This is a genomic window from Geodermatophilus sp. SYSU D00965, from assembly GCF_054050075.1.
Window position 1 is genome coordinate 26,546 of record NZ_JBJGYQ010000030.1, and the last position, 21,541, is coordinate 48,086.

Genomic DNA, 21,541 nt, shown 5'->3' on the forward strand with positions numbered 1-21,541 from the left:
CCGTGCAGCCGTTCGAGCTGGACCTGACCACCGCCGCCGAGGAGATCGCGGCCGGCCGGCTCTCGCCGGTGGAGCTCACCGACTCGGTGCTGGCCCGCATCGAGGCCACCGAGCCGACGATCACCGCCTTCGCCCACGTCTGCGCCGACCTCGCCCGGGACCAGGCCGTCGCGGCGGAGAAGGAGATCGCCGAGGGCCGGTACCGGGGGCCGCTGCACGGCATCCCGCTGGGCGTGAAGGACCTGTACGACACCGCCGGCATCCCGTCGACGTCCAGCTCGCAGGTGCGCGCCGGCCACGTCCCGGACGCCGACGCGGTCGCCGTGGAGCGGCTGCTCGCGGCCGGGATGGTCATGGTCGGCAAGACCCACACCCACGAGTTCGCCTACGGCGGGCGGACGCACACCACCCGCAACCCGTGGGATCCCACCCGAATCCCCGGCGGGTCCAGCGGGGGCTCGGGCGCCGCCGTCGCGGCCGGCTCCTGCCTGGTCGCGCTGGGCACCGACACCGCCGGGTCGATCCGGATCCCGGCCAACCTCTGCGGCACGGTGGGGCTCAAGCCCACCTACGGGCGGACGTCGCGGCGCGGGGTGGCCTCGCTGTCCTGGTCGCTGGACCACGTCGGGCCGCTCTCCCGGAACGTGCGCGACAGCGCCCACGTGCTCGACGCCATCGCCGGGCACGACCCGCTCGACCCCGCCTCGGTCGACGTGCCGGTGCCGGGCTACGCGGCCGCGATCACCGGCGACGTGCGCGGGCTGCGGGTCGGCGTCCCCACGAACTACTTCTTCGACCACGTCACCGAGGACGTCGCGGCGTCGGTGCGGACGGCGGTGGGCGTGCTCGAGGGCCTCGGCGCGCAGCTGCGCGAGGTGACCATCCCCTACCCCGACCAGGTCATCGGCGCGGAGTGGGCGATCTCATGCCCGAGGCGGCGGCCTACCACCAGGACGCGCTGCGGGGCATCGCCGACCTCTACCGCCCGGAGACCCGCCTGCTGCTGGAGGCCGGCGAGCTGATCCTGGCCACCGACTACATCAAGGCGCTGCGGGTGCGGACGCTGATGAAGCAGGCCTGGGCGCAGCTGTTCGCCGACGTCGACGTCGTCGTCGCGCCCGTCCAGCCGTTCGTCGCCCCCGTCGTCGACCAGATGGACGTGACCTGGGCGGACGGGACGACCGAGGCGGTGGACCTGGCGATGGTGCGGCTCACCTCGCCGGCGAACCTGACCGGGCTGCCGGCCCTGGCACTGCCCACCGGCTTCGACCCGGCGGGGCTGCCGCTGGGGATGCAGCTGATCGGCCGGCCGTTCGACGAGGCCACGCTGCTCGACGTCGGCTGCGCCTACGAGGCCGCCACCGACGTCGTCGGCCGCATCGCCCCCGTGGGTTGAGGGTCCTGGCGTCCCGGTCGCGGGGCCCGGAGGGGCCCCGGCCGAGGCGCCGGTTCGGCTCAGCGCAGCAGGGGGACGGCACCCGGTGGTGGTGTCGGCCGGAGCCCGACGGTGTGTCCGCCCCGGGCCTCGTCAGTCGTCCAGGGCCGGGCCGGCCTCGTGGTGCGGGTGGCCCGCGGTGCGTTCCCGCTGCTTCATCCGGGCCTCGAAGACGTGCCGGTCACCGCCGGCCAGCTCGGTGCGGGCCCGCTCGTCGAAGGCGCGGAAGACCGACCAGTAGGTGGCGTCGTAGTCCTCGACGATCTGGAAGGTCCACCGGTCGGCGATGACGTTGCGGCCGACCAGGTCGCGGTCGAGGTCGTCGGCCAGCTCGGTGTGCCCCGCCTTGCGGAACAGCTCGACGGCGTCCTGCAGGAGCAGGTCGGCCTTCCCCGAGTGCTGGTGGAAGCCGTAGAGCTGGCCGCGGGCCTGCTCGATGGTCTCCAGGGCCTCGGAGAGCTTGCCGAGGCCCTCCACGGTCGTGTCGTCGAGGTCGGGCCGGCTGCGGTCGCTGCTCACCGGTCCATCCTGCGGTGGGCACGCCGGTCGCGCTGCACGACCGCGGAGGAGCGGGCCTCCGGGGCGGGGCGGCCGGGGCGGGGTCCCGCCCCCGCTCCCGCTCCCGCTCCCCGTTGATCACGGGGTTGTTGCCGGCGACACGGCGGGACACGCCGGGGGGACCCGCAACGTGCCCATGATCAACGCGGGGGTCGAAACGCAGGGGTCGAACGCGGGGGCCTCCAGCGGCGGCCGCCGCGTGCTCAGCGGCCGCCGGGTCCTCAGCGGCCGGCGATGGCGGCGTCGATGAGCCGCTCGGCGAGCTCGCGGCCGTGGGCGGCCGGGCCGTCGGGGCCCAGCAGGCCACCGGAGAGGTACATGCCGTCGATGATCAGGTGCACCTGGGCGGCGAGGTCGTCACCGCCGCCGGGCACGAGCTCGTCGGCCAGGCGCTCCAGGCGGCCGTGCAGCTCGAACTTGTAGTCCGCGGCCGCGCTGCGCGCCGGGTGCTGCGGGTCGTCGTACTCGCTGCTGACGTTGGTGAACGGGCACCCGCGGAAGCCGGTGCGGGTCACGTCCCGCTCGACGGCGTCCACGACCGAGAGCAGCGCGGCCCGCGGGTCTCCCTCGAGCCGGACGAGCTCGGCGTCGATGAAGGCCAGGACGGTGGCGGCCTTGCGGGCCAGGTAGGCGCCGACGAGGTCGTCCTTGCTCTTGAAGAGCCGGTAGACCGTCATCTTCCCCAGGCCGGTCTCGCGGACCAGCTCGTCCATCCCGACGCTGCGGGAGCTGCGGCCGGAGAACAACCGCTCGGCGGTGTCCAGGACGATGGCCTGCCGCTCGGCCCGGCTCCGGCGGACGGGAGCCGCGGCGTCGTCGGCGGCGAGGGGGAGGGCGGCTGCGGTCACGCGGGGGATGCTGCCCCAGCGCGTGACGGATCAGTTCGCGGCACGCCGCGCAGTGCGCACGAGTGGTTGCAGTGAGTGACGAGAGGCGTCCGGGCAAGCCGGGACCCGGGGGATCGGTGGGACTCGTGTGACGATGCGTGAAGGAGGACCCCCTGCCCCCGTCACTCGCGAGCTCGCGGCGGGACCCTGCCGGGGGGCCTGCGTCAGGCTCGGCGCACCCGGCGCGGGTTGGCCAGCAGTCGGGCCACCGGGACGGCCGAGGCCCGCTGGGCCTGCGACTCGTCGGCCTGACGCTCGGTCGGGGTCTCGTCGGCTACGTGCATGTCGCGCTGCGTGTCCTCCATGCCACCCAGCGTCCCCCGTGGGCGTGGCCCGGAAACAGACCCGGAACGGTGAATTGTAGCCGAAACGCTGAGATATCCGTCACTGCGCGTACACGCCGCGCCCTAGGAGAGGGCCGCGACGACGGGATCCCACGCACCCGGCCGGGTCGCCTCCACCGGCACGCTGAACCGGTCGACCAGCCCCTCGAACCGGGCCCGCACCGCGCGACCGACGTCGGCGGGACCGGCCACGACGGCGAACGCGTCCAGCACCTCGTCGTCGACCAGGTCGCGCATCGCCGTCCACCGGTCCTCGCTGCGCCCGACCGACAGGGCGTGCAACTCGTCGGCGAGCGCGCCCCAGCCGTGCAGTTCCAGCACCGGCCGGTAGGCGGGCGTGCTGCCGTAGAAGGCGATCCGGGCGCGGACGTCGTCGGCCGCGGCGGCCCGCTCCTCGTCGGTGGCGCCGGTGACGACGAACCCGGGCAGGCAGACGGTGAGCTGCTCCCGGGACCGGCCGGCCGCGGCCAGCCCCTCCTCGAGCGCCGGCAGGGTCCGCTCCCGCAGGTAGCGCGCCGTGGTGAAGGAGTGCGCGAACAGGCCGTCGGCCACCTCGCCGGCCAGCCGGGTCATCCCGGGGCCGACCGCGGCCAGGTACACCGGCGGTGCGCCCCACCGGTGCGGCTCCGGGCTGAACACCGGCGTCATGAGCGTGTGCCGGTAGCTCTCCCCGCGGAAGTGCAGGCGGGTGCCCTCCTGCCAGGCCGACCAGATGGCGTGCAGCGCGGCCACGTACTCCCGCATCCGCGGCACCGGTGCGCTCCACGGCATGGAGAACCGCCGCTCCACGTGGGCGCGGACCTGCGTGCCCAGGCCGAGCACGAACCGGCCGCCGGTGTAGCGCTGCAGGTCGTACGCCGTCCCGGCCACGGTCATCGGCGAGCGCGCGAAGGCGACCGCGATCGCCGTCCCGACCTGCAGCCGCGTGGTCGCGCGGCCGGCGACCAGCAGCGGCAGGAACGGGTCGTGAGCGGTCTCGGACGTCCAGACGCCGGCGAAGCCCCGCCGCTCGAGGTCCCGGGCGAGCTCCGGGACGGCGTCGAGGTCGGCGGTCAGCGTGGCGTCGAGCAGCACGGCCCCGGAGCCTCCCGCACGCCGGGGCCGGACCGCCAGCGCGGGCTCAGTCGCCGTCGGTGGAGGTGTCGGCTCCCTCGGCGGGCTCGTCGGGGTGGGGCGTGCGTCCGCTGGTGGGCTGCTCGCCCTCGGGGTCGCCCTCGGCGCGCTCGGCGCTGCGCGGCGGGCGGGCCGGGTCGGTCTGCGCGGGATCGGTCACGGGGTACCTCCTGGCGTCGGTGTCCTCCGGGCGTGTGCCCCGGCGCCCGGGCAGGAAACCGTCAGCCCGCCGCGGCGGCCACCGGGAGCCGCGCGCGCAGCGCCGCGACCTCGGCGGGGCCGGGCAGCGCGCCCCGGGCGCCGCGCGCGGTCGTCGACAGGGCGGCGGCGGTGACCGCGGCGGCGACCGCCTCGGCCGGGGCGGCACCCTCGGCCAGGGCGACGGCGAGGGCGCCGCAGAAGCAGTCGCCGGCCCCGGTGGTGTCGACGGCGCGGACCGGCGGAGGCGGCTGCAGCAGGGCGGGGCCGTCCGCGGCCACGAGCAGGGCGCCCCGCGCACCGAGGGTGACCACGACGGTCGCCGTCCCGAGGCCGCGGGCCAGCGCGGCCAGGTCGGCGGGGGACCGGTCGCCCGGCCCGGCGCCGGCCAACTGCAGCAGCTCGTGCTCGTTGGGCACCAGGACGTCGACCCGGGACAGCAGCTCCGGCGGCAGCGGCTGCGGCGGCGCGGGGGTGAGGACGACGGTGCCGCCGGCGACCGACGCCGCGGCCGTCACCGTGGCCAGCGGGACCTCCAGCTGGAGCAGCACCACCCGCGCCCGGCGGACCGGCGCCACGTCGACGTCCGCGGGCACCAGCTCGGCGTTGGCCCCGGGGACGACGACGATCAGGTTCTCCCCGCTGCCCTCCTCGACCGGGATCGTGGCGCTCCCGGTCGGTGCCTCGGGGGTGCGCCGCACGTGCCCCACGTCCACGCCCGCATCGGCCAGCGCGGCCAGCTGCCGGTCCCCGGCGGGGTCGGCGCCGACCCGGCCGACCATCACCACGCCCCCGTCGGCGGACAGCCGCCCCGCGGCCGCGGCCTGGTTGGCGCCCTTGCCGCCCGGCGCGAGCACGGTGCCCTGCCCCACGACGGTCTCGCCGCGGCCGGGCAGCCGGTGCACCCGCACCAGCACGTCCTCGTTGAGGCTGCCGACGACGGTCACGGACACGCGGTCAGCTCTACCAGACGCCGGCTCACTCCCGCGGCTGCCGGCGCTCGCGCAGGCGCAGGGGCAGGACGTACCAGGCCACCACCCCGACGGCCACGACGAACGCGCACCCGACGACCGCCGGCCAACGGCCGAGGACGACGTCGAGCACGAGCAGGACCGCGCTGGTGATGCCGAGGAACAGCAGGCCCAGCCCGATGCGCAGGGCGAGGTCGGCGAAGGCGACCAGCTCGGCCTTGCGCCTCTGCCGGAACAGCGTGCGGTGGAAGGACACGGGGGCGATCAGCACCAGGGTCGCGGTCGCCGTGCTCAGCAACGTGATCGTGTAGACGGTCGTGGCGAACGCGCCCTGCTCCTCGAACCGGCTGGTGAAGGCCAGGGTGAGCAGGAAGGCGAAGAGGATCTGCACGCCGGTGATCGCCACCCGCATCTCCTGCAGCAGCTCGGCGAGGTTGCGGTCGAGCACCTCGTCCGGCCGCTGCCCGCGGAGCAGGGCGGTCTGCTCCACGTCGGTCCGTTTCCACGCCACGCTGCTGCGGTACCGCGAGGGCGCCGCCCCAACCACCCGACCCGCGGAGGCCACGCATGAGCGAGGACCGGGACGCCGTCCGGCGCGAGTTCGGCGAGGCCGTGAACATGACCGCCACGGAGCTGGCCGACTGGCTGGACACCGAGGAGTCGCAGTCGGTCGGGCAGAAGGACGGCGGGTCGGAGTCCACCGGCCACGCCTCGGGACGGCGGATCGTCGAGCTGCTGCGGACCAAGAAGGACGACCTCACCGACGACGACCTCGCGCACATGCGCAAGGTGCACGGCTACGTGCAGCGGCACCTGGCCCAGGAGCCGAAGAAGGAGGACGTCGAGACCTCCACGTGGCGGTACTCGCTGATGAACTGGGGGCACGACCCGCTGAAGAAGGGGTAGAGCGTGCCTGTTCTGCGCCGGAACGACCCCGCCCAGTACGAGCAGCTCGCCGACCAGTGGTGGGAGGCCTCCGGCGGCTTCGCGATGCTGCACTGGCTGGCCGCCTCCCGCGCCGAGCACCTCCCGCCCGCGGCCTCCCCCGGCGCGGTCCTGGTCGACCTGGCCTGCGGCGGCGGGCTGATGGCGCCGCACGCCGCCCGGCTGGGCTACCGGCACGTCGGGGTCGACCTGGGCCTGGCCGGGCTGGCCGTCGCGCGGGAGCACGGCACGCTGCCGGTGCGCGGGTCGGTGCTGGCCGTCCCCCTGGTCGACGGCTGCGCGGACGTCGTCGTGGCCGGGGAGATCCTCGAGCACGTCGAGGACGACGTCGCGGTGCTCGCCGAGTGCGCCCGGCTGCTGCGCCCCGGCGGGACGCTGGTCATCGACGCCATCGCCGACACCCGGCTGGCCGAGCTGCTCGCCGTCCGGCTGGGCGAGCGGGTGCCCGGCGGGCCGCCGCCGGGCATCCACGACCCGCGGCTGTTCGTCGACCGCCGCCGGCTGCTCGCCGCCGCGGACCGGCTGGGCCTGGAGCTGCGCCTGGTCGGGCTGCGCCCGTCCCTGCGGGACACCGTGGCCTGGCGGCTGGGCCGGCGGGAGGGCGTCCGGATGCGGCCGCTGCCGACCACCGCCGTCCTCTTCGCCGGCTACGGCCGGAAGCGGTGATGCGGCGGGAAGCGCAGGTCGCCCGTACCGTCGGCCCATGACGCCGAGCCCGAGCGCCCCGGAGACGGCGCCGTGAGCACCGCGGTCGTCACCGGAGCGGGGGCCGCCCTGCCGACGACGATCGAGCAGGACGACGTCTGGGACGGGTTCTTCGCCGGCCACTACGCCGGCGTGCGGGCCGCCCGGCGGATCTTCGCCGCCTCGGGCGTTCGACGCCGGCACGCGGTGGCCAACCCGGTCGACGAGGACCTCAGCTCCTGGGGCACCGCCGCCCGCATGCAGCGATACGTGCAGGAGGCGCTGCCGCTGGGCAAGCAGGCGGTCGCCGCGGCGCTGGACGCCGCCGGGCTGCCGCCGGGCGACGTCGGCCTGTTCGCCGTCGCCACGTGCACCGGGTACGCCACCCCGGGCCTGGACATCCGGCTGGCCAGCGACCTGGGCATGCCGCCGGGGCTGCAGCGGCTGCTGGTCGGGCACATGGGCTGCTACGCGGCGATCCCGGGGCTGGCCGCGGTCGGCGACTTCGTGGCGGCCCGGTCCCGCCCGGCGGTGCTGCTGTGCTGCGAGCTGACCAGCCTGCACGTGCAGCCGGCGCAGGCCGACCTCGAGCAGGTGGTCGCGCACGCGCTGTTCTCCGACGCGGCGGCCGCGGTGGTCCTGGAGCCGGGCGCCGCCCGCGGACGCCGGCTGGCCGGGGTCGTCGCCCGCACCGACCCGTCGACGGCGGACCACATGACCTGGGACGTCACCGACCTGGGCTTCCGCATGGGCCTGTCGCCGCGGGTGCCCGACGTCCTGTCCCGCCACGTGGGCGACGTCGTCGACGAGCTGCTGACCGGCGCCGGCCTGCGCGTCGAGGACGTCGCGGGCTGGGCGGTGCACCCCGGCGGGCCGCGCATCCTCGACGTCGTCCGGGACGAGCTCGGCCTCGCGGAGCCGCAGCTGGCCGCCTCGCGCTCGGTGCTGGCCGAGCACGGGAACTGCTCCTCGGCGACGGTCCTCCTGGTGCTCGAGGCGCTGGCCGACGTCGACGGCCCGGTGGTGGCGATGGCGTTCGGGCCCGGGCTCACGTTGTACGCCGCGTTGCTGCTCCCGCAGGACCTGTTGCGGCGTGACGTCGTTCCCGGCAGCCCCTACGCTGTGTGACTCAGGTCACCCTTGGAGCGGGAGGCGGCCGGGTGGAGACGGGTCGAGTGGGCATCCGGGTCTTCCTGGTCGACGACCACGAGGTGGTCCGGCGGGGCGTGGCCGAGCTGCTCGAGGAGGACCCCGGGATCAACGTCGTCGGGGAGGCCGGGTCCGTCGCCGAGGCCCTGGCGCGGGTCCCGGCGGTCCGGCCCGACGTCGCCGTCGTCGACATGCGGCTGCCCGACGGGGACGGCGCGGAGGTCTGCCGCCGGCTGCGCGAGCGGGCGCCGGGCACGCGCAGCCTGGTGCTCACCAGCTACTCCGACGAGGACGCCGTGGCCGCCGCGATGGCCGCCGGCGCCGCCGGGTACCTGCTCAAGCAGGTGCGCGGCTCGGCGCTGGTCTCCGCCGTCCGGACGGTGGCGGCCGGGGGCACGCTGTTCGGCCAGGACGCCGCCTTCGCCGCAGCCGTGACCCGGAGCCGGCCTGCCGAGCGGGACCGCCGGCTGGCCGTCCTCACCGAGCAGGAGCGCACCGTGCTGCGGCTCATCGGCGAGGGGTTGACCAACCGCCAGATCGGGGCCCGGATGGGGCTGGCCGAGAAGACCGTGAAGAACTACACCAGCCACCTGCTGGCCAAGCTCGGCCTGGAGCGGCGCACGCAGGCCGCCATCCTCGCCACCGAGCTGCGCGACCGCTCCGGTCCCAACGGGGGTTGACCCCGCTCAGACCGGCTTGGGCAGCGGCACCACCCAGCGGATCTCCGTCCCGCGCGGCCCCGACGAGCTGGTCATGCGGCCGCCGTGCCGCTCGGCGCGGTCGGCCAGGTTGGTCAGCCCGCTGCGCACGGTCACCGAGGGCAGCCCGATCCCGTCGTCGGTGACCACGACCCGGATCTCCCCGTCCACGGTCACCGTCACCGTGACGCGGGTGGCCCGCGCGTGCTTGACCACGTTGGTGACCAGCTCCCGGATGACGGCGACCACGTCGGGGACCAGCACCCGCGGCAGGTCCTCGACGTCCCCCCGCACCCGCACGTCCGGGCGCACGCCCTGACCCCCGGTGATCGACCGGACGGTGTCCACGATGCGGCTGCGGATGGCGTCCGGGGAGGTGTCGTCGGACTCGTGCAGCTCGAAGATCGCCGACCGGATGCGGGCGATGGTGCCGTCGAGCTCGTCGACCCGCTCGGCGATGCGGGCCGCCGCGTCCGGGTGGCTGGACTCCAGCTGCCGGCTGATCCGGTCCAGCGCCAGGCCGGTGGCGAAGATCCGCTGGACGACGTGGTCGTGCAGGTCCCGGGCGATCCGGTCGCGGTCGGCCTCGACCTGCAGGCGCCGCTCTCGCTGCTGGCTGCGGGCCAGCTCTAGGGCGACCGTGGCCTGGGAGGCGAACGCCGCGGCCAGGTCGAGCGTGGACGGGTCGAACGGCTCCCGGCCGCGCAGCCGCATCGCGACCACGGTGCCCAGCGCGGGGCGGCCGCCCAGCGGGATGATCAGCGTCGGCCCGTAGTGCAGGGCCAGCTCGCCCAGCACCGGCGCGCGCCCGCCGCCGGCCGCGGAGCTGCTCGCGTCGACGAGCAGCCGCGGGATGCCCGAGCGGTGGGCGACACCGAGCTGGCTGTCGGCGAGGGGGATCCGCACCCCCTCGACGTCGTCGTCGGGGAGGCCGACCGAGACCACGACGGTCAGCACGTCGTCGTCCTCCTGGCTGGGCACCAGGACGCCGGCGGCGTCGGCCGAGCCCAGGTCGGCCACCCGTTGCGCGATCGAGCGCAGCACGCTGCCGGGGTCGGCGCCCGACAGCAGCGCCGTGGCGATCTCGCTGCCCGCCTGCGCCCACCCCCGGCGGCGCTCGGCCCACTCCACCCGCCGGGCGTTCTCGATCGCCAGCCCCGCTGTGGCGGCGAGCGCCTGCACGGCCGCCTCGTGGACGGCGGTGAACGTGCCGCCGCCGGGCTCGAGGGTCAGGAGGAGGTGGCCGAACACGGTGCCACCCACCAGCACCCGGACGCCGAGGAAGGCCTGCATCGGCGGGTGCCGGGGCGGGAAGCCGACCGCCTCCGGGTGCGTGCTGAGGTCGTCGAGCCGCACCGGGCCGGGGCGGTCGAAGAGCAGGCCGAGCACGCCCTCGCCGTTGGGGAGCTGCCCGATGCGCTCGCGGTCGGTGTCGTCCATGCCGACCACGAGGAAGCTCTCGATCCCGGCCTCGTCGGGCGTGAGCACGCCGAACGCGCCGTACGTGGCGCCGGTGCACTCCATCGCCGCCCGGACGACGGCGTGCAGCGTCGACTCGAGGCGATCGGTGCGGGCCGCTGCGCGGACGCCGGCAGACAGGCCCGGGACGGCGGTCGAGGGGGTCTCGGAGGCCTCGGCGGCGGGCGGGGTCACGGCCCGGCCGTCGGGCGGATCGAGGTGTGCGCGGGGATGCCGGCCTCCCGTCAGGCGCCGCGCGCCACGCGCCGCAGGTGCGGCCGGGGGACCGCGGGGCGCAGCAGGGTCTTCCCGTGCGCGCCGACCACGACCAGGTCGGCGCCGCGCGCGGCACCGGTGAGTGCCTCGAAGACGGGGCGCTCCAGCACCGCCGTCCGGGCGCGGCCGACCACACCGGTCTCCGCGATGGCGCGCAGCACCTGCGCCTCCAGCCGTTCCTCGGCCGCCGTCCACTCACGCCGGACCGGCCGGCGCAGCGGGTCCCCGTCGACGTCGTCGAGCACGCACACGGCCACGACCGTCGCCTCCCGGCGGGCGGCCTCGCGCAGCGCCCACACCAGGGCGCCGTACCCGCCGGCCGTGCCGTCGACGTCGACGACCAGCCACGGGTTCTGGCGCCGGGGCAGGAGCGGGGTGAGCCGGACCGGCTCGACGGGCCGGCGGTGCCCGCTGTCGTCGGGCACCGTGGCCAGGCGAGGGTCCTCGCCCCGCGGCTCGGTGGCGTGCTCCTCCGGCCCGCTGTTGGACCGGCGTGCATCCGTCATGGAGGGATCCTGAACGAGCCACGGAGGGGGCGGCAGGGACCAAGGGCCCGACGACTTCGCAGGTCGTGGCGTCCCGGAGTCGTTCCGTATTGCCCCCGAGCGCGTCACTGCGGAGCGTGAGGAGAGCAACACGGTCACGCGACACCTCCCCGGAGGTCGTCGTCCGGCACCCGGCCCACCACCACGGTGGCGTCGCGGTCGTCGTCCCGCGCCGGCTCCGCGCACAGCCCCGCCGCGGTGACGGCGGCCGCGGTGAGCGGGGCCTGGTCCCGGCTGGTCTCGACCAGCAGGACGCCCCCGGGCGCCAGCCACGGCCGCGCGCCGGCCGCCACCCGGCGGTGCAGGTCGACGCCGTCGGGGCCGCCGTCCAGGGCGGTCCGCGGCTCGTGGTCGCGCGCCTCCGGGGGCATCAGCGGGATCGCCGCGGTCGGGACGTACGGGGCGTTGGCGGTGATCACGTCGACGCGACCGCGCAGCGCCTCCGGCAGGGCGTCGTAGAGGTCGCCCTCGTGCACCCGGCCGTCGAGCGGCGCCAGGTTGCGGCGCGCGCAGCCGACCGCGACCGGGTCGACGTCGGCGGCGTGCACCTCGCCCCGGCCGAGGGCCGCCGCGACCGCGACCGCCACCGCCCCGGAGCCGCAGCACAGGTCCACGACCACCGGCGCCGGGACGCCGCGCAGCGACCGCAGCGCCAGGTCGACCAGCAGGCCGGTGCGACGGCGGGGGACGAAGACGCCCGGCTCGACGGCGATGCGGTGCCCGCAGAACTCCGCCGTGCCGAGCACCAGCTCCAGCGGCTCACCGGCCACCCGGCGGGCGACCAGCGCCTCCAGCTGCGCCGGGTCCCCGGCCGCGGAGAGCAGCAGGTCGGCCTCCTCCTCGGCGAAGACGCACCCGGCGGCGCGGAGCCTGCGGACGAGGGTCTCGGTCAGCACGATGCCGGCAGGCTACGGGAGGGAGGCGGCGCCGCTCGCCGGCGCGTCGCGGAGGGTGACCGGCGAGGGCCGGTCGGGAGAGCGGGTGACGAGAATCGAACTCGCACTGTCAGCTTGGGAAGCTGATGTTCTGCCATTGAACTACACCCGCGAGGTGCGTCCGGAAGTCTAACCGCAGTCGGCCCGGGGAGGGGAGCAGGGTCCCCCTCACGGGTCAGGCCGTGCGGATGACCACCGTCGTCCCGGCCGCGCTCGGCGTGGCGGTGATCTCGCCGACGGCGCTCATCAGCATCGAGCCGCGGCCGCGGTCCATGCTCGGCACCCGCTCGCGCCACCGGCCGTAGTCGCGCACGGCGATCTCCACGCGCCCGTCGGCCACCTCGGCCGCGACGTCGATGAACGGCTCGGTCGGCTCCTGCGCGTGCTCGACGGCGTTCGTGGCCGCCTCGCACGTCGCCAGCACCAGGTCGTAGGCGAGGTCCTCGTCGAGGCCGGCCTCGGCGAACACCGCCCGCAGGCGGCGGCGCAGCGCCGGGATCGACGAGGTGGTCGCCGGCAGCCGCCAGTGCTCCCGCACCAGTCGCCCCGACCCCGGCCGCCCCGGGGGGACGGCCGCCGGCGGCACCGTCTGCAGCGGCGGCCGCGGCCGGGGCGTGGAAGGCGGCGTGGACGGCGGCGCCGGGTCGGCCGGGGGTGGCGCGGAGACGGCCGGGACGCCGTCGCCCGCGGGCGCCGCGGCCCGCAGGAGCACCGCCCGCACCCGGCCGACGAGCTCGGCCGACCGGAACGGCTTGGCCAGGTAGTCGTCGACACCGGCGTCGAAGCCCTCGACGGCCGCCTCCTGGCCGGCCCGCGCGGTCAGCATGACCACCGGCAGCGCGCGGGTCGCCGGGTCGGCGCGCAGTGCCCGCAGCAGGCCGAACCCGTCGAGCCCCGGCATCATCACGTCGGTCACGACGACGTCGGGCCGGGCCGCCGCCACGCTCTCCAGCGCGGCGCGCCCGTCGGTCGCCGTCCGCACCGTCCAGTGCGGGGCGAGCAGCCGGGTCAGGTAGGCCCGCATGTCGGCGTTGTCGTCGACGACCAGCACGCTCTCGCCCGACGCGGCCGAGGTCTGCGGTGCCGACCGGGACGGGTCGTCGTCCCACGGGGCCACCACCGCCGCGCTCACGGTCGCCGACGGCGCGGCGAGGGTGTCGGGTGCGGCGTCCGGAGCGCCGAAGGGCACCGTGACGGTGAACGTGCTGCCGATCCCGGGCTCGCTGGACACCACGACCTCGCCGCCGTGCAGGTGGACCAGCTCGCGCACCAGCGCCAGCCCGAGGCCGGTCCCCTCCCGGCTGCGGGCCGCGGTGCCGCTGACGCGGTGGAACCGCTCGAACAGGTGCGGGAGCTCCTGGGCCGGGATGCCGACGCCGGTGTCGGCCACGCGCAGCACCAGGCGGTCGCCGTCGGCGCGCAGGGAGACGTCGATGCCGCCGACGAAGGTGTACTTCACCGCGTTGGCGACCAGGTTGAGGACGATCCGCTCCCACATCCGCGGGTCGACGTGGGCGGGGCGGCCCAGCGGCGGGCAGTCGACGGTGAGCCGCAGCCCGGCCCGCTCGGCGGCGGCGCGCAGGACGCCGGCCAGCTCGGCGGTGTACGCCGCGACGTCGGTGGCCACCCGCACCGCCGACGCCCGGCCGGCCTCGATGCTGGCGAACTCCAGCAGGTCGTTGACCAGCCGCTGCAGCCGCCGGCCGTTGCGCTCGGCGAGGGCCAGGTGCTCCCGGACGTCGGCCGGCAGCTGCGCCCCCGAGTCCTCCAGCACGTCGGCGAGCGGGCCCAGCAGCAGGGTCAGGGGGGTGCGCAGCTCGTGGCTGACGTCGGCGAAGAACGCCGTCTTGGCGCGGTCCAGCTCGGCGAGCGCCTCGGCACGCGCCCGCTGCTCGGTGTACGCCCGCGCGTTGGCCACGGCGCCGGCGAACTGGCCGGCCAGCAGCTCGTGGAAGGTCCGGTACTCGTCGTCCAGCGCGCAGTTGGGGTTCACCCCGGCCACCAGCGCGCCGACGGGCTCGGCGCCGGCCCCCGCGACCAGCGGCAGGACGACGGCGTCGCGGACCGGGTCGCCCCACGGGCCCCCGGTCACCCCGAGCGGCTCGGCGCCGTCCGGCAGCAGGGCCTCGATCCCCGCGACCTCGGCGGGCAGCAGGTCGGCGGCGCACCCGACGGTGGCCGCCCGCCGCAGCCGTCCCTGGCCGGGGGCCTGCAGGTACACGGCGGCGAAGGGCACGTCGAGCGGGTCGCCGGCGAGCGCGGCGGTCATCTCGGTCACCGTCGCCAGGTCGTCCCCGAGCCGTCCCGCCGACGTCGCGACGTCGTGCAGCAGCCGCTGCCGGCGCTCGGCCAGCACCTGCCGGGTGACCTCGGTGCAGACCGCGTGCATGCCCGCGACCTCGCCGTCGTCGCCGTAGGCCGGGGCGTGGGAGACGGTGAAGTAGGTCTCCTCCCGGTAGCCGGCCCGCTCGAGGAGCAGCAGCAGCTGGGGGATCCAGGAGGGCCGGCGGGCGGCCATGGCCTGCTCGACCGGCTCCTGCAGCGCCGCCCAGCCCTCGGCGAGGGTGACCCGCAGGTCATCGCCGATGGCGCCGGGGTGCTTGGCGCCGATCAGCGTGGCGTAGGCGTCGTTGTAGAACTGCGTGTACCCGGGGCCCCAGGCCAGGATCATCGGGAACCGCGAGGCCAGCACCGTGCGGACCGCGTGGCGCAGGCTCGCCGGCCATCCCCGGACCGGCCCCACCGGCGTGGTGGACCAGTCGAAGGCGGCCATCAGCCGGCCGTTCTCCCCGCCGTCGCGGAAGAGCTCCGCGTCCCCGGGGCCCGGGAGGTGGTCGGCCACGGTCACGCGCCGGCACACCTCCGTCCGCCCTGGATGGTCTGTCCGCGCGGCTGCTCCCGCGCGCCGGTCACCCGGCGCGGGCCGGGGGACCGGAGAGGAACGGTACCCCGGCCCGCGGTCAGCGCCGCATCTCGGCGAGGAAGCCGATCGCCTCCGAGCGCAGCCGCTCGGCCATCTGGGACAGGCCGGTCGTGTCGCCGTCCACCGAGCCCAGGGACGCCGAGCCGTCGACGGCCGCGGCGATCCCGTCGACCAGCCCGTTCATCTCGGTGACCGTCGTCCCCACCTCGTGCATGACCGCGGCGACCTCCTCGCAGGCCTGCTGGACCTGCTCGACCTGGGTGGTGACCTGCTCGGTGGCCCGGGCGGTCTGGTCGGCGAGGTCCTTGACCTCGGAGGCGACGACGGCGAAGCCCTTGCCCGCCTCGCCGGCGCGGGCCGCCTCGATGGTGGCGTTGAGCGCCAGCAGCCGGGTCTGCGCGGCGATGGCGTCGATGACCGCGACGACGTCCTTGATCTCGGCCGAGGAGCGGGTGAGCGAGCTCATCGTCCCCTGCGCGGTGCGGGTCTCCTCGCTCGCGGCCGAGGCGGCCCCGGTGAGGCCGGCGGCCGAGGCGCTCATCTCGGTGGAGGCGGTGGCCACCTGCTCGGACATGGCCAGGACGACGGCCTCGAACTCGTCGGCCAGCCGCAGCCGGGCCGCCGTGGCCTCGGTGACCCGCCCCGCGGTCTCCCGCATCGCGTCCCGCGCGGTGTTGATGTCGGTGGCGCCCTTGCGGTAGGCGCCCGCCAGCCCGGTGAGCAGCACCTGCCGGTGGAACCGGCCGTGCGCCGCGGAGGTCAGCGCGGCCGAGGACTCCCGGACGAAGGCGTCGGAGACGTCCAGCACGGCGTTGACCGCGTCGTTGAGCGCCTGGAGCTCGGGCACGGACTCCACGCCGGGCGTCGGGCGGCTGCGCACCTCGAGGTCACCGCGGGCGGCGGACTGGCAGGTGGCGGTCAGCCGGCGGACGAACTCCCGGTAGACGGCGAGCTCCTCGGCGTCGCTGCGCCGGCCCTCGGCGCGTGCACGGATGCCCATGGTCAGCTCTCCTCCTGGCTGATGACCGACCAGATGAACTCCTCGTAGGAGCCCGCCTGCGCGGTGACGAGCTCCTCCAGCAGCCGGGACGACGCCGCGACGGCGGCCTTGGCGTTCGGGTGGCGGCGCTCCTCGGCGAGCAGCTGCTGGTAGAGCGGGGTGATCCGCCGCACCGCGCCCGGGGCCGGCCGCCGTCGGTTGGAGTGGTAGCCGACCACGCGCCCGTCGGGTCCGTAGGACGGCGTGACGTGCGCCAGCACCCAGTAGTGCGCGCCGTCGGAGGCGAGGTTGTTGATGTAGGCGAACAGCTCGCGGCCCTCGGCCAGGGTGGACCACAGCAGGGCGAACACCGCGCGCGGCATCTCGGGGTGCCGGATGAGGTTGTGCGGCTGCCCGATCACCTCGTCGAGCTCGTAGCCGCTGATCCGCAGGAAGACGTCGTTGGCGTAGGTGATCACGCCGCGGGGGTCGGTCTTCGAGACGATCAGCTCGTCGAGGCGGAAGGTGCGCTCCTCGCCGGTGGGCCGGATGCCGCGAGCGGTCCCGCGGGGGCGGGGACGCACGTGGGTGTCGAGCAACAGTTCTCCCCGGTTCCGGACGACGACGTCCCTGTTCCATCGGCAGGGCCGCCCCCGGGTGAAGCCGGGCCGCCGCGGGCAGGACGAAGGTCCCGGACCGGTGCGGAGCCTCCCCGGCCGCGGGCGGTCGGGCGCGCGGCGGGCGGTCCCTAGACTCCGCGGCATGCTGCTGTCCGACCGCGACATCACGGCTGCCATCGCCGAGGGGCGGCTCGGCATCGAGCCCTACGACAAGGCGCTGATCCAGCCCTCGAGCATCGACGTCCGGCTGGACCGCTTCTTCCGGGTGTTCAACAACGCCCGGTACACCCACATCGACCCGGCGCAGCAGCAGGACGACCTGACCACGCTGGTCGAGCCCGACGGCGACGAGCCGTTCGTGCTGCACCCCGGGGAGTTCGTCCTCGGGTCCACGCTGGAGGTCGTCAGCATCCCCGACGACCTCGCCGCGCGGCTGGAGGGCAAGAGCTCGCTGGGCCGGCTCGGCCTGCTCACCCACTCCACGGCCGGGTTCGTCGACCCCGGCTTCTCCGGGCACATCACGCTGGAGCTGTCCAACGTCGCCAACCTGCCGATCACGCTGTGGCCGGGCATGAAGATCGGCCAGCTGTGCCTGTTCCGGCTGACCGGCCCGGCCGAGCACCCGTACGGGTCGGCGGTCTACGGCTCCCGCTACCAGGACCAGCGCGGCCCGACGCCGTCGCGGTCGTTCCGCAACTTCACGCGCGCGGAGACCCGGCGTCCGGCTCCCTGACGTGCACGGTGACCGGCGGCTCGGTGCCGGCCACCTCGATGACGTCGCCGTGGTGGGCGTCGCAGGCCCAGCCGGGCACCTCGTCGTCCACGTAACGCTGACGGGTGACCAGCCAGCCCGCGCCCAGCAGCACCGCGACGCCGACCAGGACGACGACGAACATGCCGGTGTAGCCGCCGGTGCTACCGCGCAGCACACCGACCAGCAGCGGACCGGTGCCGGCCAGCAGGTAGCCCCAGCCCTGGGTGACCGTGGACAGCGCCGCGGTGGTCTCCGCCGTCCGGGCGCGCAGCCCGATGAGGGTGAGCACCATGGCGAACGAGCCCATGCCGAGGGCGAGCAGGCCCATCCAGAGCCACGGCACGGTGGTCGGGGCCTGCAGCAGGCCGAGCCAGCCGGCGACGTAGCAGACCACGAAGCCCAGCAGCAGGGGCCGCTGCGCCCGCGGGCGGACGGTGAGCACCGGGACGACCGCGTTGAGCGGGATGACGACGACGGTGTTGACGCCCAGCAGCAGGCCGGCGGTCGCCGCGCTCAGCCCGGAGTCCCGCAGGTACTGCGCCCCCCAGCCGATCAGCACGTACGCCTGCATCGACTGCATCCCGAAGAAGACGGCCAGCGCGATCGCCATGGGACTGCGCACCAGCGAGCGCATCCGCACCGAGGTGCGCCCGGCGCGTGAGGCCCCCGGCCGGGCCGGCACCGCCAGCCACGGAAGCGCCGCCACCACCGCGCCCACCGCCCAGACGCCCAGCGCCCACCGCCAGCCCTCGGCGCCGGCCGCGTCGGCGAGCGGGGCCGCGGCGACCGCGGCGATCGCCCCACCGACGGCCATCGCCACGCTGTAGGCGCCGACCAGCAGCCCGGTCCGGGTCGGGAAGTGCCGCTTCACCAGGCTCGGCAGCAGGACGTTGCCGAGGGCCCCGCCGACCATCGCCAGCACCGTGCCGACCAGGAACAGCCAGAACGCCCCGGACGCCGACCGCAACACCAGCCCCGCCGCCATGGCCAGCAGCGCGCCGGCCAGCACGTGCCCGTCCCGGTAGCGGGCGGCCAGTGGCGGCCCGGCGAAGCCGATCGCGGCGAAGCAGAGCACGGGCATCGTCGTGAGCAGCCCGGCCATCCCGCTGGAGATGGCCAGCCCCCGCTCGATCTCCTCGAGCACCGGCCCGATGCTGTTCACCGCCGTGCGCAGGTTGAACCCGGTGAGCACGATCGCCGTCCCGATCAGCACCAGACCCCGCCGGTGGTCGTGCGCGGGCGGGGCGGCGAGCGGGGCGGGGACGGTGCGGGTCACCCGTTGATGGTCCCCCGCCACCGGCGGCGACCCGCCGCCGGGTGGTTAGCCCGTGCAACGACCTCCCGAGCGGGTGCCCGGCGAGGACGGTGACCCCGCAGACGACGACGGCGCGCGTCCCGTGACGGGATGCGCGCCGCCTCCGGTCCGGTCCCTCGCAGGGACCCGCCGCCGGCCCCGTCCAGAGGCTCGCCGCGAGCCTGCGAGCGGTGAGGAGGACGGGGTCCTTCTGCTACTGGGCGCCGTGCTCCGTGGCCGCGGAGCCGGTGCCGGCCACGTCGTCGGCTGCCGTGCCGACGTCCGGGCCCGAGCCGGTGCCGGGTGCGCCGACCGGTGCCAGCGACCGCAGCAGGATCTGGCTGACGTCGAGCACCTCGACGTGCTCACCGGCCTCGCCGTTCTGCTTCTTCGTCGTCAGCGCGTCCGACAGCATGGTGATGCAGAACGGGCACGCGGTGGAGATGACGTCGGGATCGAGGTCGAGCGCCTCCTCGGTGCGCTCCATGTTGATCCGCTTGCCGATCTTCTCCTCCATCCACATGCGGGCCCCACCGGCGCCGCAGCAGAAGCCGCGGTCCTTGCAGCGGTGCATCTCCTGCGTGGTCAGGCCCTTCACGGAGTCGAGGACCTCCCGCGGCGGCGTGTAGACCTTGTTGTGCCGGCCGAGGAAGCACGGGTCGTGGTAGGTGACCTTGCGGTCGACCGGCGTGACCGGGGTCAGCCGGCCCTCCTCGACCAGCCGGCCGAGCAGCTGCGTGTGGTGGACGACCTCGTAGTCGCCGCCGACCTGCGGGTACTCCCGGCCCAGCGAGTTGAAGCAGTGCGGGCAGGTGGTGACGATCTTGCGCATCCCCGGGACCCGGCCCTCGAAGACGCCGTCGAGGGTGGCGACGTTCTCCTGCGCGAGCATCTGGAAGAGGAACTCGTTGCCCATGCGGCGGGCCGGGTCGCCCGAGCAGGTCTCCCCGGAGCCCAGGACGGCGAACTCGACGCCCGCGGTGTGCAGCAGCTCGGCGACGGCCTTGGTGACCTTCTTGGCACGGTCGTCGATGGCGCCGGCGCAGCCGACCCAGAACAGGTACTCGACCTCGTAGGGCAGTGGCCCGTCGGCCATCCGCACCTCGAAGTCGACCTCCTTGATCCAGTCCTCGCGGGCACTGGGCTGCACGCCCCACGGGTTCCCGCGGTTCTCCAGGTTCTTCATCATCACGCCGGCCTCGGAGGGGAAGCTCGACTCGATGAGCACCTGGTAGCGGCGCATGTCCTGGATGTGGTCGACGTGCTCGATGTCGACCGGGCACTGCTCGACGCAGGCGCCGCAGTTGGTGCAGCTCCACAGCACGTCGGGGTCGATGACCCCGCCCTCCTCGAGGGTGCCGACCAGTGGGCGGTGCGCCTGCGCGTCGTTGGTGCCCTCGATGCGGGCGTACCCGGAGGCCCAGACCTGCTCGTCGCTGGGCTTGAGGACGTCGAAGTCCGGCGCGGTCTCGCTCGCCGTCTTCGCGCCGAGCAGGTACGGGGCCTTGGCGTAGAGGTGGTCCCGCAGGTCCATGATCACCATCTTGGGACTGAGCGGCTTGCCCGTGTTCCACGCCGGGCACTGGCTCTGGCACCGCCCGCACTCGGTGCAGGTGGTGAAGTCGAGCATCCCCTTCCAGGTGAAGTCCTCGATCTTGCTGCGGCCGAAGACCGCGTCCTCGTCGGGGTCCTCGAAGTCGATCGGCACCCCGCCGGAGGTCATCGGCTGCAGCGGGCCGAGCGCGGGGGCGCCGTCGGGCTCGCGCTTGAAGTAGATGTTGAAGAAGGCGCTGAACCGGTGCCAGGCCACGCCCATGTTCAGCAGCCGCGAGACGACGACCAGCCAGACCAGCGAGACGACGATCTTCACGAAGGCGACGACGCTGAGCAGGTCGGGGCTGTCCGGGAGCACGGTGGCCAGGAGGCCGGAGACCGGGTGCGACCAGGCGGGCGCGTCGGTGAGGCCGGAGGAGACCTTCAGCGCGCGGATCAGCAGGATGCACACGCCGACGACGAGGACGACGGCCTCGACGAAGTAGCCGCGACCCTCGTTGGAGCCGGCGAACCGGCTGGCCCGGCCCTGCCGCCGCGGGTGGTCCTTCTGGCGCCGGTAGATCAGGTAGAGGATGCCCAGGATCGTGCCGGTGCCGATGACGTCGGCGAACAGGTTCCACAGGCTCCACTCGCCGATCAGCGGCAGGTGGAACGCGGGGTTCCACACCTCGCCGAAGGCCTCGACCAGGGTGAGGAACAGCCCGTAGAACCCGACGAACACGAACCAGTGGGCCACGCCGATCGAGGACCACTTGAGCATCCGGGTGTGCCCGAGGGACTCGGTGACGAGCGTCTTCAGCCGCGGGCCGACGGGGCGGGACCGGGTGCCGTCGGGCTGGCCGGTCCGGATGATCCGCACCATCGCCCGCACCGCCCGGTAGGCGAACACGACCGCGACGGCCAGGAAGATGACGCTGATCGTCCCGAGGACGATCTGCAAGGGGCCCATCGAAATCCCTCCCGGACGCCGATCGACGTCCGTTGATCCCCGCCCGCCGGCGCGGCGGGAGGGCGCTCACCGCCGTCCGCACGATAGCTGTCGGAGGGGGAGGCTACTCGCCGGTAACCCACCCGGCCGAGCGCACCGACCGCGCGGTGGGGGGGGGGGGGGGGGGGGGGGGGGGGGGGGGGGGGGGGGGGGGGGGGGGGGGGGGGGGGGGGGGGGGGGGGGGGGGGGGGGGGGGGGGGGGGGGGGGGGGGGGGGGGGGGGGGGGGGGGGGG

General features: G+C 75.4%; 22 protein-coding genes and 1 tRNA gene. 7 read left to right on the forward strand and 16 right to left on the reverse strand.

Going from position 1 to position 21,541, the window contains the following annotated elements; translation table 11 throughout:
• The first annotated feature begins 2 nt into the window (after positions 1-2).
• Positions 3-1,022 carry an amidase gene (locus tag ACI789_RS22355; RefSeq protein WP_457011665.1) on the forward strand — a complete coding sequence of 340 codons (1,020 nt, stop codon included), beginning with the start codon at positions 3-5 and terminating at the stop codon, positions 1,020-1,022.
• Positions 926-1,396, forward strand: a complete 471-nt coding sequence (locus tag ACI789_RS22360; RefSeq protein WP_457011666.1) for an amidase family protein — start codon at positions 926-928, stop codon at positions 1,394-1,396. Before ACI789_RS22355 ends, ACI789_RS22360 begins: the two co-directional genes overlap by 97 nt.
• 132 nt (positions 1,397-1,528) lie before the next feature.
• Here the strand turns inward: ACI789_RS22360 and ACI789_RS22365 are convergent, their stop codons facing one another.
• The 7 genes from ACI789_RS22365 to ACI789_RS22395 all read right to left on the reverse strand — a co-directional run bounded on the left by ACI789_RS22365 (position 1,529) and on the right by ACI789_RS22395 (position 6,017).
• The gene (locus ACI789_RS22365) at positions 1,529-1,954 is read right to left on the reverse strand and encodes a hypothetical protein (RefSeq protein ID WP_457011668.1); all 426 of its coding nucleotides are present in this window, start codon (positions 1,952-1,954) and stop codon (positions 1,529-1,531) included.
• A gap of 260 nt (positions 1,955-2,214) precedes the next feature.
• Positions 2,215-2,841 (reverse strand): TetR/AcrR family transcriptional regulator, encoded by a 627-nt coding sequence (locus ACI789_RS22370; RefSeq protein WP_457011670.1) that lies wholly within the window; start codon positions 2,839-2,841, stop codon positions 2,215-2,217.
• A 203-nt stretch (positions 2,842-3,044) separates the two neighbouring features.
• Entirely contained in the window at positions 3,045-3,185 is a 141-nt protein-coding gene (locus tag ACI789_RS22375; RefSeq protein WP_456916462.1) for a hypothetical protein, read from the reverse strand.
• A gap of 102 nt (positions 3,186-3,287) precedes the next feature.
• The gene (locus ACI789_RS22380; RefSeq protein ID WP_457011671.1) at positions 3,288-4,298 is read right to left on the reverse strand and encodes a TIGR03617 family F420-dependent LLM class oxidoreductase; all 1,011 of its coding nucleotides are present in this window, start codon (positions 4,296-4,298) and stop codon (positions 3,288-3,290) included.
• A gap of 46 nt (positions 4,299-4,344) precedes the next feature.
• Positions 4,345-4,497, reverse strand: coding sequence for a hypothetical protein (locus tag ACI789_RS22385; protein ID WP_456916460.1), 153 nt, complete (start codon positions 4,495-4,497; stop codon positions 4,345-4,347).
• Positions 4,498-4,558: 61 nt separating this feature from the next.
• A complete protein-coding gene (locus ACI789_RS22390) occupies positions 4,559-5,488 on the reverse strand; it encodes a ribokinase (protein WP_457011672.1) in 930 nt (309 codons plus the stop codon).
• Between the two features lie 25 nt (positions 5,489-5,513).
• Positions 5,514-6,017 carry a DUF6328 family protein gene (locus ACI789_RS22395; protein ID WP_457011673.1) on the reverse strand — a complete coding sequence of 168 codons (504 nt, stop codon included), beginning with the start codon at positions 6,015-6,017 and terminating at the stop codon, positions 5,514-5,516.
• Positions 6,018-6,073: 56 nt separating this feature from the next.
• On the opposite strand from ACI789_RS22395, the gene ACI789_RS22400 reads away from it, so the two are divergent.
• The 4 genes from ACI789_RS22400 (at position 6,074) to ACI789_RS22415 (ending at position 8,964) form a co-directional block, all read left to right on the forward strand.
• Positions 6,074-6,412 (forward strand): DUF3140 domain-containing protein, encoded by a 339-nt coding sequence (locus tag ACI789_RS22400; RefSeq protein ID WP_457011675.1) that lies wholly within the window; start codon positions 6,074-6,076, stop codon positions 6,410-6,412.
• Positions 6,413-6,415: 3 nt separating this feature from the next.
• Positions 6,416-7,117, forward strand: coding sequence for a methyltransferase domain-containing protein (locus tag ACI789_RS22405; RefSeq protein ID WP_457011676.1), 702 nt, complete (start codon positions 6,416-6,418; stop codon positions 7,115-7,117).
• Between the two features lie 72 nt (positions 7,118-7,189).
• A complete protein-coding gene (locus ACI789_RS22410; RefSeq protein ID WP_457011677.1) occupies positions 7,190-8,263 on the forward strand; it encodes a type III polyketide synthase in 1,074 nt (357 codons plus the stop codon).
• Between the two features lie 32 nt (positions 8,264-8,295).
• Positions 8,296-8,964 carry a response regulator gene (locus ACI789_RS22415; protein ID WP_457011679.1) on the forward strand — a complete coding sequence of 223 codons (669 nt, stop codon included), beginning with the start codon at positions 8,296-8,298 and terminating at the stop codon, positions 8,962-8,964.
• A gap of 6 nt (positions 8,965-8,970) precedes the next feature.
• Here ACI789_RS22415 and ACI789_RS22420 read toward each other — a convergent pair whose 3' ends face one another.
• The 7 genes from ACI789_RS22420 to ACI789_RS22450 all read right to left on the reverse strand — a co-directional run bounded on the left by ACI789_RS22420 (position 8,971) and on the right by ACI789_RS22450 (position 16,697).
• Positions 8,971-10,635, reverse strand: coding sequence for a GAF domain-containing protein (locus ACI789_RS22420; protein WP_457011681.1), 1,665 nt, complete (start codon positions 10,633-10,635; stop codon positions 8,971-8,973).
• Between the two features lie 50 nt (positions 10,636-10,685).
• Positions 10,686-11,222 (reverse strand): universal stress protein, encoded by a 537-nt coding sequence (locus ACI789_RS22425; protein WP_457011682.1) that lies wholly within the window; start codon positions 11,220-11,222, stop codon positions 10,686-10,688.
• A gap of 134 nt (positions 11,223-11,356) precedes the next feature.
• Positions 11,357-12,157, reverse strand: coding sequence for a putative protein N(5)-glutamine methyltransferase (locus ACI789_RS22430; RefSeq protein ID WP_457011683.1), 801 nt, complete (start codon positions 12,155-12,157; stop codon positions 11,357-11,359).
• A gap of 80 nt (positions 12,158-12,237) precedes the next feature.
• Positions 12,238-12,308 (reverse strand) — tRNA-Gly (locus tag ACI789_RS22435).
• A gap of 63 nt (positions 12,309-12,371) precedes the next feature.
• On the reverse strand, positions 12,372-15,044 hold the full coding sequence (locus ACI789_RS22440) for an ATP-binding protein (protein ID WP_457011684.1): 2,673 nt from the start codon (positions 15,042-15,044) through the stop codon (positions 12,372-12,374).
• Between the two features lie 112 nt (positions 15,045-15,156).
• Positions 15,157-16,119 (reverse strand): methyl-accepting chemotaxis protein, encoded by a 963-nt coding sequence (locus ACI789_RS22445; protein ID WP_457011685.1) that lies wholly within the window; start codon positions 16,117-16,119, stop codon positions 15,157-15,159.
• A gap of 2 nt (positions 16,120-16,121) precedes the next feature.
• Entirely contained in the window at positions 16,122-16,697 is a 576-nt protein-coding gene (locus ACI789_RS22450; protein ID WP_457011686.1) for a PAS domain-containing protein, read from the reverse strand.
• 163 nt (positions 16,698-16,860) lie between these two features.
• Here ACI789_RS22450 and dcd point away from each other — a divergent pair, with 163 nt between their 5' ends.
• On the forward strand, positions 16,861-17,451 hold the full coding sequence (gene dcd / locus ACI789_RS22455; protein ID WP_457011687.1) for a dCTP deaminase: 591 nt from the start codon (positions 16,861-16,863) through the stop codon (positions 17,449-17,451).
• Here the strand turns inward: dcd and ACI789_RS22460 are convergent.
• Positions 17,417-18,748 carry an MFS transporter gene (locus ACI789_RS22460; protein WP_457011688.1) on the reverse strand — a complete coding sequence of 444 codons (1,332 nt, stop codon included), beginning with the start codon at positions 18,746-18,748 and terminating at the stop codon, positions 17,417-17,419. The two genes, dcd and ACI789_RS22460, sit on opposite strands and share 35 nt — an antisense overlap.
• Positions 18,749-18,980: 232 nt before the next feature.
• Positions 18,981-21,269: a heterodisulfide reductase-related iron-sulfur binding cluster gene (locus ACI789_RS22465; RefSeq protein ID WP_457011689.1), complete on the reverse strand. Its 2,289-nt coding sequence runs from the start codon at positions 21,267-21,269 to the stop codon at positions 18,981-18,983.
• Between the last annotated feature and the right edge of the window lie 272 nt (positions 21,270-21,541).